Below are 207 nucleotides of genomic sequence, written 5' to 3' on the forward strand. Positions count from 1 at the left end.
TCTCTGCCGGTACGGTAGAGCCACATATAGGATTTTGATTCTGCCTTCTTTCCGGGCTCTTCGAGTACTTGAAGAGTAGTCTCGTCAGCGTGAAGCACCTCTTCTTGGCGAATTCTACGATAGAGTTCTTCATAGAAAGGCTTCAACCAGCTCGTCGTACTCGACAGCATCCAGTTCGAGATCGTCTGTCGACTCAGCGGCAGTCCC

General features: G+C 50.7%; 1 protein-coding gene. It reads right to left on the reverse strand.

All coding sequences use genetic code 11. The annotated features are described in order from the left end of the window. Positions 1–207, reverse strand: a 207-nt coding sequence (locus AB5N96_RS13620; RefSeq protein ID WP_499705768.1) for an IS66 family transposase, incomplete at both ends; no start/stop codon positions are given.

The sequence above is a fragment of the Chryseomicrobium imtechense genome, assembly GCF_041475995.1.
Lineage (GTDB): Bacteria > Bacillota > Bacilli > Bacillales_A > Planococcaceae > Chryseomicrobium > Chryseomicrobium aureum.